This window comes from Kitasatospora sp. NPDC127035 (genome assembly GCF_042726075.1).
Taxonomy (GTDB): domain Bacteria; phylum Actinomycetota; class Actinomycetes; order Streptomycetales; family Streptomycetaceae; genus Kitasatospora.
Map to the genome: position 1 here is coordinate 47,246 of NZ_JBHXDN010000022.1, position 12,872 is coordinate 60,117.

Annotated in this window: 14 protein-coding genes and 1 tRNA gene; 10 read left to right on the forward strand and 5 right to left on the reverse strand. The window is 71.8% G+C overall.

Annotated elements, in window-relative coordinates; translation table 11 throughout:
• Positions 1-69: 69 nt before the first annotated feature.
• Positions 70-2,538: a molybdopterin cofactor-binding domain-containing protein gene (locus tag ACFWIC_RS17685; protein WP_380519283.1), complete on the reverse strand. Its 2,469-nt coding sequence runs from the start codon at positions 2,536-2,538 to the stop codon at positions 70-72.
• A 401-nt stretch (positions 2,539-2,939) separates the two neighbouring features.
• Between ACFWIC_RS17685 and ACFWIC_RS17690 the strand changes: the two genes are divergently transcribed.
• The 6 genes from ACFWIC_RS17690 (at position 2,940) to ACFWIC_RS17715 (ending at position 7,378) form a co-directional block, all read left to right on the forward strand.
• Positions 2,940-4,229 (forward strand): MFS transporter, encoded by a 1,290-nt coding sequence (locus ACFWIC_RS17690; protein WP_380519285.1) that lies wholly within the window; start codon positions 2,940-2,942, stop codon positions 4,227-4,229.
• A 438-nt stretch (positions 4,230-4,667) separates the two neighbouring features.
• Positions 4,668-4,796: a hypothetical protein gene (locus ACFWIC_RS17695; protein WP_380519286.1), complete on the forward strand. Its 129-nt coding sequence runs from the start codon at positions 4,668-4,670 to the stop codon at positions 4,794-4,796.
• A 222-nt stretch (positions 4,797-5,018) separates the two neighbouring features.
• Positions 5,019-6,632, forward strand: coding sequence for an alpha/beta hydrolase (locus ACFWIC_RS17700; RefSeq protein ID WP_380519288.1), 1,614 nt, complete (start codon positions 5,019-5,021; stop codon positions 6,630-6,632).
• A 154-nt stretch (positions 6,633-6,786) separates the two neighbouring features.
• Positions 6,787-6,858: transfer RNA gene (locus ACFWIC_RS17705), tRNA-Pro, on the forward strand.
• 33 nt (positions 6,859-6,891) lie between these two features.
• Positions 6,892-7,116, forward strand: a complete 225-nt coding sequence (locus ACFWIC_RS17710) for a hypothetical protein (RefSeq protein WP_380519290.1) — start codon at positions 6,892-6,894, stop codon at positions 7,114-7,116.
• 61 nt (positions 7,117-7,177) lie between these two features.
• A complete protein-coding gene (locus tag ACFWIC_RS17715; protein ID WP_380519291.1) occupies positions 7,178-7,378 on the forward strand; it encodes a hypothetical protein in 201 nt (66 codons plus the stop codon).
• 18 nt (positions 7,379-7,396) lie between these two features.
• On the opposite strand, the gene ACFWIC_RS17720 is transcribed toward ACFWIC_RS17715, so the two are convergent.
• Both ACFWIC_RS17720 and ACFWIC_RS17725 read right to left on the reverse strand, forming a co-directional pair.
• Entirely contained in the window at positions 7,397-8,131 is a 735-nt protein-coding gene (locus ACFWIC_RS17720; RefSeq protein WP_380519350.1) for an XRE family transcriptional regulator, read from the reverse strand.
• Positions 8,132-8,358: 227 nt separating this feature from the next.
• Positions 8,359-9,333 carry a hypothetical protein gene (locus ACFWIC_RS17725; protein WP_380519293.1) on the reverse strand — a complete coding sequence of 325 codons (975 nt, stop codon included), beginning with the start codon at positions 9,331-9,333 and terminating at the stop codon, positions 8,359-8,361.
• 132 nt (positions 9,334-9,465) lie between these two features.
• Between ACFWIC_RS17725 and ACFWIC_RS17730 the strand changes: the two genes are divergently transcribed.
• From ACFWIC_RS17730 to ACFWIC_RS17745, 4 genes are all read left to right on the forward strand, one after another.
• Positions 9,466-9,684: a hypothetical protein gene (locus ACFWIC_RS17730; RefSeq protein ID WP_380519294.1), complete on the forward strand. Its 219-nt coding sequence runs from the start codon at positions 9,466-9,468 to the stop codon at positions 9,682-9,684.
• A gap of 158 nt (positions 9,685-9,842) precedes the next feature.
• Positions 9,843-10,079 carry a hypothetical protein gene (locus ACFWIC_RS17735; protein WP_329881792.1) on the forward strand — a complete coding sequence of 79 codons (237 nt, stop codon included), beginning with the start codon at positions 9,843-9,845 and terminating at the stop codon, positions 10,077-10,079.
• Positions 10,076-10,231 carry a hypothetical protein gene (locus ACFWIC_RS17740; RefSeq protein ID WP_329881793.1) on the forward strand — a complete coding sequence of 52 codons (156 nt, stop codon included), beginning with the start codon at positions 10,076-10,078 and terminating at the stop codon, positions 10,229-10,231. Before ACFWIC_RS17735 ends, ACFWIC_RS17740 begins: the two co-directional genes overlap by 4 nt.
• A gap of 134 nt (positions 10,232-10,365) precedes the next feature.
• Entirely contained in the window at positions 10,366-10,536 is a 171-nt protein-coding gene (locus tag ACFWIC_RS17745; RefSeq protein ID WP_329951125.1) for a hypothetical protein, read from the forward strand.
• A gap of 427 nt (positions 10,537-10,963) precedes the next feature.
• On the opposite strand, the gene ACFWIC_RS17750 is transcribed toward ACFWIC_RS17745, so the two are convergent.
• Both ACFWIC_RS17750 and ACFWIC_RS17755 read right to left on the reverse strand, forming a co-directional pair.
• Complete coding sequence (locus tag ACFWIC_RS17750) at positions 10,964-12,250, reverse strand: FAD-dependent oxidoreductase (protein WP_329951124.1); 1,287 nt, start codon at positions 12,248-12,250, stop codon at positions 10,964-10,966.
• A gap of 188 nt (positions 12,251-12,438) precedes the next feature.
• A complete protein-coding gene (locus ACFWIC_RS17755) occupies positions 12,439-12,870 on the reverse strand; it encodes a nuclear transport factor 2 family protein (protein WP_329951123.1) in 432 nt (143 codons plus the stop codon).
• Between the last annotated feature and the right edge of the window lie 2 nt (positions 12,871-12,872).

A 12,872-nucleotide genomic window follows, 5' to 3' on the forward strand; every position in this document is an offset into this window, starting at 1 on the left:
CCGGGTTCGTGGGCCGGGGTTCGTGGGCCGGGTTCGGGCGAAGAGGTGCGCGGGGCGGGAGGGCGCGGCTCAGAAGTTGACGGGGAAGGACCGCGGGCTGGTCCCGGTCGCCCGGGCGTAGGCGTTGGCGACCGCGGCCGACGCGGCCGGCACACCCAGCTCGCCCGCGCCGCCGGGCGGTCCGCTCGGCGGCAGGAGGTGGATCTCCACCACCGGCGGGGTGTGGCGCTGGCGGGCGTAGCGGAAGTCGCCGAAGCTGCCCTCGCGGACGGCGCCGTGGTCGATGTGGTTGCCCGCCCGGAGGATCACCGAGATGCCGTCCACCAGCGCGCCGGTCAGCTGCGCCTCCAGGCCGGTGGGGTTGATCACCGTGCCGACGTCGGCGGCGATCACGGCCTTGGTGACGCGCGGCTGCCGAGGGTCGGTGGCGTCGAGCTCGACCAGGTAGGCGGCGCGGCCGCCGTTCTCGTCGTGGTAGCCGATGCCCTGGGCGTGGCCGGCCGGCATGGGACGGCCCCAGCGGCCGGCCAGGGCGGCCTTGTCGAGGACGGCCCGGCCGCGGGCGTCGCGCAGCAGGGCCCGGCGGAAGGCGACCGGGTCCTGACCGAAGCGGCGGGCCAGCTCGTCCGTCATGATCTCGTCGGCGACCCGGACGGTGCCCGAGTAGACGGACCGCCAGCTGCCGGTGTGCATCTTCAGCGGCACCTCGGCGAGCAACTGCGTCGGGAGGCCCACGTTGTACGGGTTCTTCTCGCTCAGCAGGAAGAACGCCTGGGCGAGCGAGATTCCGGCGGCCGAGAGCTGGAAGCCGGCGGCGGTGAGGGCCTCGCCGAGTCCGTGGCCGAAGTCGGTCGTGACGGTGGCGGCCCGGTGTTCGTAGCTGAGCACCTGTCCGAGGCCGTAGGTGGCGCGGATCCGGTGGTGGCTGGCGGGGCGCATCCGGCCGTGCCGCATGTCGTCGTTGCGGGTCCACATCAGCTTGACCGGGCGGCCGGCGGCCCGGGAGATCAGGGCGGCCTCCAGCGCGGCGTCGAAGAAGAGCCGCCGGCCGAAGGAGCCGCCGCCGCGCACCACGTGCACGGTCACCGCGTCCTGCGGAAGGCCGAGTTCGGCGGCGATGGTCTGCTGGGCCACGATCGGGGTCTGCGAGGCGAACCAGATCTCCGCGCGGTGCGGGCGGACGTCGGCGACCGCCGTCAGCACCTCCATCGGCGCGTGGTTGACGAAGGCGAAGTCGAACTCGCCGTCCACGTACTGGGTGAGCAGGGGCGGGACGAGGAACGGTGCGTGGGCGGCGCGGAGGGCGGCCCGGATGTCGCTGTCGGAGAGCGCGGCGACGGGCCCGGGGTGCCAGGAGGTCCGGAGCGCGTCGCGGGCCTTGAGGGCCTGGTCGAAGGTTTCGGCGAGCACGGCGACGCCGCTGGGGATCGTCACCACGCCCAGCACGCCGGGCATGGTGCGGGCGGCGGAGGCGTCCAGGCTCGCGAGCGTGCCGTTGATGGTGGTGGGGCGGGCGACCACGGTGGGTACCGCGCCGGGGACGGCGAGGTCGCCGGCGTACCGGGCGCGGCCGGTGACGATGTCGCGGGCGTCGATCCGGCGGGTGGGGCGGCCCACCAGGCGTCGCTGTTCGGCGGGTTTGGGGGTGGGGGGCACCGCGGGGGCGGCGATGAGGGCGGCTGCGGCGGCGAGTTCGCCGTAGCCGGCGCGTCGGCCGTCCGGGGCGAGGACGGCGGAGTCGGCGGTGCGCAGCGTGCCGGCCGGCAGCGACCAGCGGCGGGCGGCGGCGGTGACCAACCGCGCGCGGGCGGCGGCGGCCACGGCGCGGACCGGGTCGTACAGGGTGCGGACCGAGTTGGAGGCACCGGTGAGCTGACCGAACAGCAGGTCGGGGCGGCCGTCGGAGAGCGGGATGTCGACGTCGCCGAGCCGGGCGTCGAGCTCCTCCGCGACCAGCATCGCGACCGTCGTGGTAAGGCCCTGGCCGACCTCCAGCCTGGGGAGGTGCAGCACGGCGCGGCCGGCGGCGGTGATCTCCAGGACCAGGAGGTGGGCGGTGGGCAGGCCCGCGACGAGCAGCGCGTCGCCGAGGTCGAGGATGTCCGGGACGCCGGGCAGGCCGAGCAACTGCGAGGGCGCGCCGGCGGGTCCGGCGGCGGGTCCGGCGGCGGGGGCCGCGACCTGCGCGGCGGCACGAACCGCGGCCCGGGCGGCGGTCGGTGCGGCGGCGTCCAGACCGGCCCGGGCGGCGACGGTGAGGGTGGGCGCGGCGAGCAGGTAGGTCAGGAAGCGGCGGCGTCCGGTGGACGAGGGAGGCTGCTCGGCGGTGCCGTCCGGGGGTGCGGTGGAGGTGCTGATGGCGGGAGCCCTTCGAGCCGGTGACGGCTCCGGCGGGGCGGGCCTTCGTGGGCCCCGGCCCCGGTGCCGGACGGTCTTCGGGTACGCGAACGGGAACGGTTTCGCGGACGCGAGCGTGAACGGTGTTCGTGTGCGCGGACAGGATTGGTCGTGTCCACGTTCGCGAACGCGGATGAGCATAGGAGCGCCTTACTGGCCGGTCAACACGGGCACTTTAGTCCGGATCGGACAACTGACCGGAGCTCGGATGGGGCGGGCACGGACGGTACGCGGCACGGCCGGAGTGTGCCCGGTACCGCCGTCCGGGTGATGCTCGGGCGGGGGCGCACGTGCGTTCCCGGGGCGGGCGCGGGTGCGGTCGGCGCCGGTCCCCGCGCACCGTCCGACACGCGTCGGCGGTCGGGCACGGGGGTCCGCCGCAGGGGTCCGGCGCGGGTGGTCGGGGCGTCGGCGGAGGTACAGCTCCCAGGTCCGCCGGTCGCCAAGTGGCCCAGGGAATCGCACGGTCATTGGCGCTGCCCGGTGGTCCGCCGGCGCCCTAGCCTGAGGTCGAACGACCGGGACCGCCTTCCAGGAGCATCGTGAAACCTCGCCCCCTTCCGGCCGTCGGACCCCGACGGATCCTCGCCGCAGCCCAGTTGGTCAGTGCGATCGGCGACGGCGCGTACTACACGAGCTCGGCGCTGTACTTCACCCGGATCGTCGGCCTCTCGCCGACCCGGCTCGGCCTCGGCCTCGCGGTGGCCTGGGGGATCGGGTCGCTGGCCGGCGTTCCGCTCGGCCACCTCGCCGACCGGCGCGGGCCGCGCGGCGTCGCGGTGACGCTCGCCTTCGCCACCGCGGCCGTCGTCGCCTCCTTCCTGGTCGTCCGCTCCTTCCTGCCGTTCCTCGGCGCGGCCTGCCTCTACGCGACGGCGCAGTCGGGACTCGCCGCCGCCCGTCAGGCACTGATCGGCGGGCTCGTCCCCGGGGAGGAGCGGACCGGGGTGCTCGCCCGGCTCCAGTCGACGCTCAACGCCGGGTTGGCGGTCGGTGCCGCACTCGGCGGCGTCGCGCTGACCGTCGGCACCAGGACGGCCTTCCTTGCCGCGTTCGCGCTCACCGCACTGGGCTTCCTGGTGGCGGGACTGGTGCTGCGCCGCCTGCCGGAGGTCGTGTCGGAGGTCGTTCCGCAGGCCGTGCCGGAGGCCGGCCGGGCGGGCCGCGACGGGCCCGGGCTCGCGGTGCTGGCCGACCGCCGGTACGCCGTGGTGACGCTGGTCAACACCGTGCTGCTGCTGCGGATGCCGCTGCTGAGCCTGGTGCTCCCGCTCTGGATCGCGGAGCGGGAGCCACGGCTCGGCTGGCTCGGGCCGGTGCTCTTCGCGCTCGACACCGTGGGCGTGACGCTCTTCCAGGTCCGTACGGCGCGGGCCGTGACCGGTCTCCGGTCGGCCGTCCGTGCCGTCCGCCGGTCGGGGGCGATCCTGCTCGCGTCCTGCGCGGTGTTCGCGGTGACGGCGGCCGGCGTTCCGGTCGGGGCGACGGCGGTGCTGCTGGTGGCGGCGACGGCGCTCCTGGTGCTCGGCGAGATGAAGCAGTCGGCCGGGTCCTGGCAGATCGGTTTCGACCTGGCGCCGGCCGACCGGCTCGGCCAGTACCAGGGCTTCTTCGGGACGGGCGTCGCGGTGGCGCGGACGGCCGGTCCGCTGCTGCTGACGACGCTGCTGCTGGACGGGGGCGCGCCGGGCTGGCTGCTGCTCGGCGGGATCTTCCTGGCGGCCGGCTGCGCGATGGGCCCGGCCGTGCGCCGGGCGGAGCGGGACCGCCCGTGGCGGACGGGCCCGGTACCGGCCGGCCCGGTGCCTGCTCCGGCCGCCGCCGGTCGGTGAGGCGTGAACCCGCTTCCTGGACCGGTGGGTTGACGGCGGGCGCGAGCGGGTGCGGTGTGCCGACCGCATTCAGCTCCACCGCGAGGCCCATCGCGCGGGTGCGCTCGACGAGTTCGGGCAGCCGGGCCGGTCCGGGCGCGGGGCCGTACGGCTCGCCCGGTACGTCGGGTGCGCCCAGGGTGGGCGGGCGCCCGGCGGGTGCGGCGCGGGCGACACCTCCGGCGGAGGCTCGGCGGTCCCCGGCCGTCGCTCGGGTCGGGGGCGATCCGCAGGACGTGCAACAGGCCCCGCATCTTCTCCGGGGTCTCCCGGCCGGTGCTGCCGATGGCGGACAACTGTCGTTTTCGGACGACGAGTTGTCCGGTCCGCTCGCCGAACGTCCGGACCACGCCCAGACAGATCGCGGTCTGCGCCAGGAAGAACCGGAGCGACACGGCGGTGAGCGCGCCGGCCGTCCGGACGGCCGCGACGATCGCCGCTCCGGCCGCCGCCCTGCCGGGCGGTCGCGGCACGACCAAGGTGTGGAAGGCGAGCAGCGGCGCCCGGACGTTGTCCGCCGACCGGTAGCCGAAGAGGGTGTACCCGGCCGGCGCGCCGGTGCAGAGCGGCAGGACCGGCCACGGCGCGGTGTGAGGGCAACACCGCGTGATGTCCCGTCAATCGGCCGATCCAAGAGGAGATTGACGCCGTGTCGACGGACAACCGGAAGAATCTTCTGCCGTTCGTGGTCTTCCCCTCTTGACCGAGGGCTGACAGGCTGTGCGGGTTTGTAGAACCTGAGGAGGTTTCGTGTCCCGTCTCACCAGCGCGGCCCTGGCGGTCGCCAGTGCCCTCGCCCTCGTCGCAGGCAGCGCCGCCGCAGCCGTGGCCGCGCCGGATCCCGGCCCGAATGCCGAGGCCAAGGTGGCATCGGTCGACTGGAAGCCCTGCAACCCCGACCCGACGCAGCCGGATCCCAAGATCTACGACTGCGCCGTCTACCCGGTGCCGATCGACTACGACCACCCCGACGGCGAGACGATCGGCATCGCCATGATGCGCCGCCGGGCGGGCGACCCGGCCAAGCGGATCGGCTCGCTGTTCCTCAACCCCGGCGGTCCGGGCGGCAGCGGCTACCTGTGGGCGACCACGCCCCGGTTCGGCAAGGACGTGCAGGACCGCTTCGACATGGTCGGGTTCGACCCGCGCGGGGTCGCGCGCAGCAACCCGCTCAAGTGCTTCACCACCGACGAGGAGGCCGCCGCCGTCAACGACCGGATGGTCGGCGTACCCGTCACCAGGGCCGAGATAAACGAGACCATCGACGCCACCGAGGACTACAGCGACGCCTGCTCCCGCAACGCGGGCCCGCTGATCGAGCACATGTCCACCATCAACGTCGTCCGGGACCTCGACCGGATGCGCCGGGCCGTCGGCGACGCCAAGCTGACCTTCGCCGGTTTCTCCTACGGCACCCTGATCGGCGCCACCTACGCGGGCATGTACCCGAACAAGGTGCGCGCGGTGATCGTCGACGGCAACGTCGACCCCAACCTGCGCATGCGCGACGGCGTCGAGTACGACAAGCAGCGTGCCGCCGGCTTCGAACTCGCCCTGGACCAGTTCCTCAAGCGCTGCGAGGCCGCGGGCGCGCCGCGCTGCGCCTTCGGTGCGGGCGACACCCGGGCCAGGTTCGACGCGATCCGCGACCACCTGCGCACCAGCCCGGTCACGCTGCCGAACGGCTCCCAGGTGACCCTCTCCAGCTTCACCAGCCAGGTGGCGAGCTCGCTCTACGCGCAGCGCCTCCAGGCGCCGCTCGCCCAGTCGATCCAGGCGCTGGACGACGTGCTCCGGGCGCCCGCCGTGAACGGCCTGGCGGCAGCCGCCGCCCCGACCGGCTCCGAGGCGGCCAACGTGCTCGCGGTGACCGCCCCGAACGCGCTGCGCGAGGCCCTGCCGGAGACCCCGTACTCGTCGGACGACTCGTACTACGGCGTCAACTGCCAGGACAAGCCGTACCCGTCCAACCCGCGGGTGTTCGTCGGTCTCGCCCGGGCCTGGGAGAAGGAGTCCCCGACCTTCGGCCGCTACCAGGCCTTCGACGGCCCCACCTGCTCCAGCTGGCCGGCCCCGGCACGTGACGCCGAGCGCTTCACCGGCCCGTGGAACCGCCGGACCGCCACCCCGGTCATGGTGATCGGCAACCTCTACGACCCGGCGACCAACTACCAGTTCTCGCAGCGGATGCAGCGGCAGCTCGGCAACGCCGTGCTGGTCTCCGTCGACGTGGTCGAGCACTGCGCGGTCGGCCGCAGCAAGGCGCTCAACGTGCTGGTCACCGACTACCTGGTGAACCAGAAGGCGCCCGCGCCCGGTCAGCTGCTCAAGCCCGACGCCGAGGCGTTCCCGCCCGTCGCCTGACACCGTGCCGGTCCTCGGCGCCCCGCACGGCGGTGCCGACGCGCCGAGGACCGACGGCCCGCCCCGGGATCCGATTCCCGGGGCGGGCCGCTTCGTGGGAGGAGGGAGCGGACGCGGGGCGTCAGACCTCGGTCAGCGGAACGTTCGGTGGCTACTGGTCGTATCTCAACGGTGGATTGCCTGCTCTGGGAGCGGGACGTCGCAGGTTCGAACCCTGCCGACCAGGCACTCTGAGAGCCGTGCGGGTACGCTGGCCGGCATGGCCGACGAACAGACCCCGGGCGACCGTCAAGCACTCCGGCGGCTCCGCATGGAACGGATGCGACGGCTGATGGACGCGGCGCGGAACGGTGAGTCTGTCGCCACCGAAGACGCCGACGGCGTGTCCCATGTAACGCAGCCGCCCGCCGTTGACGAGAGTCAGCAGCTCGCCGAGGTCCGGCGACGCCAGAAGCAGTCACCCGGAGACGGCCGAACGGACTGACTCCTGCTGCCTCCATGATGCGCCTGGAAGTACCGGGCAACGCGGCACAACCGACGTCACGATGTCTGATGAGGTCGGCTTCACGCTGCTGGCGGTGACCATCGGCGACCCGACGAACGGCCACGCTGCGGGCGACGACGGCCAGGTGCTGCGTGTGGAGAACACCGGCTACCTGGGTGGCGCGCGGCATCGGCTCCGTTCTCCTGGATCAGGTGCCTGCCTCCGCGAACGGGGTGGATGTCGAACCCGGATCGGCGGCTGATCTCACTTCACCCCCGGTTCAGACGGGGTCGGGCAGCGTCGGGGCGACGCTGAACCGACGAATGGCGTCATCAGCGGTCGACCGATCCAGCAAAGTGAGTTCCCACGGGCCGGTGTTGACGTCGAACTCCTTCCCGAAGCCGATCCACTTGCCGGTCATGCGCCGCCCCGTGGGGTCCACGAGCAGTTGAATCGCGCCGTGGTAGCGGGCCCCCCGGTAGTAGCCGTTGTCGGCAGTCTGCTCGGTCCAGGTGCCCGTGACCACGTTGCGGTCGACGGTCAGGTCGAGGTGAAGTGGCGAATCGGCGTTCGACGAGGCGCCCGGTAGCGACGACGCCGCAAGCCGGTTGCCCCGTTGGGTGAGCACCACGTGGTGCAGCCCCGAGTACGTGTTCTCACGGCTACTGCTGAAGTACTCGTAGTGACTGAGCCAGACCCCGCTGTAGTCGTCCCCGGTGGGGGCGGGCAACGGCTGAGGAGTCGGGAACGAGCGGTCGGAGGTCATGTCGTGTCCTCCAGTCCCGTCGTCCGTGACTCGCGGGGGTAGCTGAGCCGACGTGAAGCCAAGGCGGTCGGCAGACACGTTGGTCACGGCCTCCAGCGCTCGAAGGTACACGGGTCGAGGCGCGCGAACCTCCCCGGACTCCCAGCGTTGCACAAGCCGCTTGCTGGCGTCGTTGGGTTCGCCCAACTGCTCGCCGACGTCGCACAGCTGGCGGGCAGGTTCGTCCTGACTGAGGTCATACCTCTGAATCTAAACTCCAAAGGGAGCTCTGGGAAACCTAAATGACGGCCTGTCAAGGCAGTGGTAGTGACGCCCGGTCGGCGTCGAAACGGCCGTGCCGAACGCGCCATGATCAACCTTGTCCACCCCGTGACGTTATGGACTGTAAGGGGTGTCTCATGTCAGGGGTGGGAGAGGTAGTGCGGGAGGCCGGTGTCGGTGGCAGGCAAGCTGTGCCCCGGCTGCCGCACAGTGACCTAACACTGCGTGACGCGAATCCCCTTCGACCGCCATGGTTCCGGCGCTTCCTCAGCGTCGGCGAGTCGCTGGATCCATGCCAACTGGCTCTCGAAATAGTGCCAGTACGGCGTGGGACCGGTCGCAGTATCTCCCTTCCCGAAGACGAGAATCGGCCCGTCCGTGCCGCGCTTTCCGTGCCCGTAGATCATGACCCGCATCGTGTCATCGATCATTTCCATGGCAAATGAGCAAGGAAAGTTGAAAAGGTAGATCTTGAAGTCGCCGCCGCGCCGGGCAGCCTCGGTCAAGGGGGTTAGCACCTCGCGCATGTACCGTGCGGGATCCTCCATGGCTGCCTCCGCCGGCTCCAGTCGATACCGGTCCTTCCTGGAGGCGCAGAAAGGATCCATGATGAAGACCCTGATCGGAACCTCGTGCGACTTGGAGACAAAGAGGTTCAGAAGTTCTTCACTGCCATAGAAATTGCGCGTCAGACCGAACATCGTGATCCGCAACCGAGCCTCACGGATGCGCTGGATCAGATCGGCCTTCGAGTCGGCATTGGTGATCGGAAAGAGGTCATGGAGTCCAGCCGACTCCAGATGTCCCAACATGCGTCCACTGTAGTCCCGGCCGAAGCCCAACCGGTCGGGGCGGGTGCCGTATACGCGACACAGGTAGTCGATCCGGTCGTCGGACGGTCGACGCTGGCCGTGCTCGTATCGGCACAGCTCAGCGTCCGACATGGCAGGCGGGATCAGCGAGTCAGCCTCGTACTCCCGGTCCAGCCGTGCGGACAGCTCCGGCCGGCTCCAGCCGTATGCCCAACGATGTGCTTCGAGGGGATGGACCTGCGGGTGAGCGGCAAGGATGCGGTCTACGGTCTCGTCCGTTGTGGCGCCTTCGCGGAGGCAGGCGAGGCGGATCTCCCGAGCGGCTCGTTCTGTCTGGCGCCTCACGGCTCGATCCATACGCAGCATTGACGTCGTCATACGCCTCATATTGACGGACGGCGTCAATGCGTTTGCCGCGTTTGCGCATATTGATCTTAAGTCAGGCTCGTGATGATTGAGCCCTCAGTTCATCTGAGCAGCAGTGATGCAACGAACCTGAAAGGGTGATCCATGACGCGCCGTGCGTTGACGCCGAAGGCCGAGTGGGCGAAGAGGGATCCGGCGCAGCCATTCCCCAAGCGGCGGAGAGCGAGCAGTGGATCCCCCCTGACCGACTACCTGGAGGCCAAGCGCTCGCCCACCCCCGTCGCGCCGGGCGAAGCCCTCCAGCGGGACGCGATCCTCGCGCACTGCGAGTGCGTCACCTGTGTCAGCCGGCGGTCGGTATGACGGCCCGCAGGCTGGAGCCCGTCGACCCGTGGACCCACCTCCTCCGAATCCCACGGAACGGGCTGGCGAGGGTCATCCAAGCGGGCGCGGAGGCGGAGAGCAGCACGCTGGCATCGTCGTCCGACGTTCCCCGCCCGGTTCGCGGCCGGTGGCGGTTCATGGACTGGGTGCTGCGGATCGACGTGGAACCCGACCGGCCCCCGGTCCTGCACCGCTACCGGTGCGAAGGGGAGTCCGAGGACGGCCGGCCGTGCGCGGCGCAGAGCCCGGTCACGGAGTCGTTCGAGGTCGCACAGCAGTGGCCCGGGAAGCACTTGCGGGACCACCAGGATCACCGGAGCTACGCGCACGTCGTGACGACGCCGTGGGTCATGGTGCCGAAGGACGAGCTGTGATCACGGAGACCGGGCCCGAGGTCGTCAACTGCCTGGTGTGTGCCGCGTGGGCAGCGCTGGAGCAGGTTTCCGAGGAGGCCGAAGACCACTCCCGGGCTGTCGACGCCCGGATCCACGCCGCACGACACCGTGAGGCCGAGCACGGTGGATGACGACGGCATGGAGGACTACCGAGGCCCGTCACCGGGCCCGTTGGCGGTCGCCGTCTCGCTGGCCGGCATCGCGCTCTTCGCCGTGCTGCTTCTGACGGCGTTCAACCCCCGACTCGGATAGGAGACACCGGACCATGGCTCGCGATCCCGACCCGCCCTTGAGCGATCAGCACCGCCAGGCCGCCAAGGCCCACACGAACGACGCGCGGGAGAAGAGCGACAACGGCAAGGCCGCCGGGAAGTCGATCACCCACGCCAACAACGCCAACACCACGGCTGCCCGCTTGGGGCGCAAAGGGCGTTGAGCTCCCGTCCCGGCAGCCGGATCGTGGCAGAGCAGCCACCGGGACGGGTTCCGCACCACAGAACGGCTCCGGCGTCGCCGACGTCGGACACCCCACCGTGTGAGGAGACACCAGTATGACCACACACCCCGGTCCGATCGGTCCCGGACCCACGCCTCCGGAGGCCCCCGCCCGGCTGCTGACGGACCACCCGGACACGGCGCCCGCACCCGAGCCGGAAGTGGTTCCAGCGTAGCCCGGGACCCATCGGACCGGTCCGGCCGTCGAACGTCCCCCACGGGGCGGCCGGACCACCTTCTCCCGACGACCCCGGTGACGAAGGGTGGAGCAGAGCCCCCGGACAGCGGGCGCTGTCCGGGGGCTCCGTGCCGAACCGGCGTGAGGATCACGGACGGTCGGCTGATCGAGCCGGAGTGCCGGACGTGTCTCAGACGTCGCCGAGCGGAACGTCCGGATCCGTCAGCCGGTCCACGTCCACCGTCCGCTGTGACCGGATCAGGTTGCGGATCGGATCGACGACGTCCCAGATGTTCACGTTCATGCCCGCCAGCACCCGGCCGTCCTTCAGCCAGAAGGCGATGAACTCCTTCGCCTTCACGTCGCCCCGGAACACCACCTTGTCGTAGCCGCCCGGCTCCACGTAGCCGACGTACTCCATCCCCAGGTCGTACTGGTCCGAGAAGAAGTACGGCACCCGGTCGTAGGCGGCGTCCTCGCCGAGCATCGCCCGGGCCGCCGTCTGCGGCTGGTTGACCGCGTTGGCCCAGTGCTCGACCCGGATGTGCCGGCCGAGCTGGGGGTGGAAGGCGTTGGCGACGTCACCGGCCGCGTAGACGTCCGGGTCCGACGTCCGGAGGTGCTCGTCGGTCTTGACGCCGTTCTCGATCTCCAGCCCGGCCGCCTCGGCGAGTCCGGTGTCCGGGGCGATGCCGATGCCGACCACGACGGCGTCCGCCGCCACCGACGAGCCGTCGGCCAGCCGGACACCCGTCACCTGCCCGTCCTCGCCGGTCAGTTCCGCGACCTTCGCGCCGAACCGCAGGTCCACCCCGTGGTCGCGGTGCAGGTCGGCGAAGACCTGGGCGACCTCGCGGCCCAGCACCCGGAGCAGCGGGAGTTCGGCCGCCTCCAGCACGGTCACCTCGGCGCCCGCCGCCCGGGCCGCCGCCGCCGTCTCCAGGCCGATCCAGCCGGCCCCGATCACCACGATCCGCCCGCCGGACCGGAACGCCGCCCGGATCCGGTCGCTGTCCTCGACCCGGCGCAGGTACAGCACACCGTCCTGGTCGGCGCCGGGCACCGGCAGCCGGCGCGGCACCGAACCGGTGGTCAGCAGCAGCTTGGCGTACTCCACCCGGCTGTGGTCGGCCAGCGTGACGGTGTGCGCCGCCAGGTCGATCGCGGTCACCGCCGTGCCCAGGCGCAGGGTCACGTCGTGCTCCGCGTACCACTGCGGGGGATGGACGTAGATCTTCTCCCGCGCGGACTTGCCGAGCAGGTAGCCCTTGGAGAGCGGCGGCCGCTCGTACGGGCGCTCGTGCTCGTCGCCGATCAGGACGATGCCGCCCCGGTAGCCGGCCTCGCGCAGTGCCTGGGCGGCCTTGGCGCCCCCGAGGGAGGCGCCGACGATGACGTACGGGTGCTCCGTCCCGCCGTCGCCCGTGCCGCCGGTACCGCCGGTGGTGCCCGTGCTGTCCGTGCTGTCCGTGCTCATGGTGAACTCCTCGCTCTCCGGCCGGAATCACGGACAGCCTGCCGTCGCCCGGCGGGGCTGTCGAGACCGCACTCGGGCGCGCCGCGCGGGCTCCCCCGAACGGGTGACGAGGACCGGGCGGCGGCCCCACCGCGTACGGACGGTCCGGAACGGTGGGGACGGAGCGGGGTGGGGGCGGAGTCAGGGCGTCACGGTGACATCGCGTCGCGGACCAGGGCGGTGTCGGTGAACTGCTCGAACCGGACGATCCGGCCGCCCCGCACCGTGAAGTGGTGCGCCACCCGGATCGCCAGCGACCGGCGGGTCACCCGGTGGACGGCCGTGTAGCGGGCCAGCACGACCACGTTCTCGCCGTCCACCACGTAGCGGTCGTCGTGCGCGGTCCAGCCCTCCCAGTCGGCGGCCAGCCGCTCCATCACCCCGCTGGTGACGCCCTTGGGCGTCCGGTACGTGCCGGCCAGGGGGAAGCCCGCCATCTCGGTCCACTCGACGTCTTCGGCGAGGGTGGCCCGCAGCGCGGCGAGATCGCCGCGCGCCGAGGCCAGGTACTGGCGGCGGACCACGTCGGCCGGCGCGTCGGACTCGGCGAACGCGGCGGTGGACCTCGGGATCTCGATCATCG

Bases quoted from the DNA above. Each gene is read 5' to 3' on its own strand.
- ACFWIC_RS17715 (WP_380519291.1), top strand. From the start codon at position 7,178: ATGTCTGATGAGGTCGGCTTCACGCTGCTGGCGGTGACCATCGGCGAC.
- ACFWIC_RS17750 (WP_329951124.1), bottom strand. From the start codon at position 12,250: ATGAGCACGGACAGCACGGACAGCACGGGCACCACCGGCGGTACCGGC.
- ACFWIC_RS17725 (WP_380519293.1), bottom strand. From the start codon at position 9,333: ATGACGACGTCAATGCTGCGTATGGATCGAGCCGTGAGGCGCCAGACA.
- ACFWIC_RS17685 (WP_380519283.1), bottom strand. From the start codon at position 2,538: ATGCTCATCCGCGTTCGCGAACGTGGACACGACCAATCCTGTCCGCGC.
- ACFWIC_RS17745 (WP_329951125.1), top strand. From the start codon at position 10,366: ATGGCTCGCGATCCCGACCCGCCCTTGAGCGATCAGCACCGCCAGGCC.
- ACFWIC_RS17755 (WP_329951123.1), bottom strand. From the start codon at position 12,870: ATGATCGAGATCCCGAGGTCCACCGCCGCGTTCGCCGAGTCCGACGCG.
- ACFWIC_RS17735 (WP_329881792.1), top strand. From the start codon at position 9,843: ATGGACTGGGTGCTGCGGATCGACGTGGAACCCGACCGGCCCCCGGTC.
- ACFWIC_RS17730 (WP_380519294.1), top strand. From the start codon at position 9,466: ATGACGCGCCGTGCGTTGACGCCGAAGGCCGAGTGGGCGAAGAGGGAT.
- ACFWIC_RS17710 (WP_380519290.1), top strand. From the start codon at position 6,892: ATGGCCGACGAACAGACCCCGGGCGACCGTCAAGCACTCCGGCGGCTC.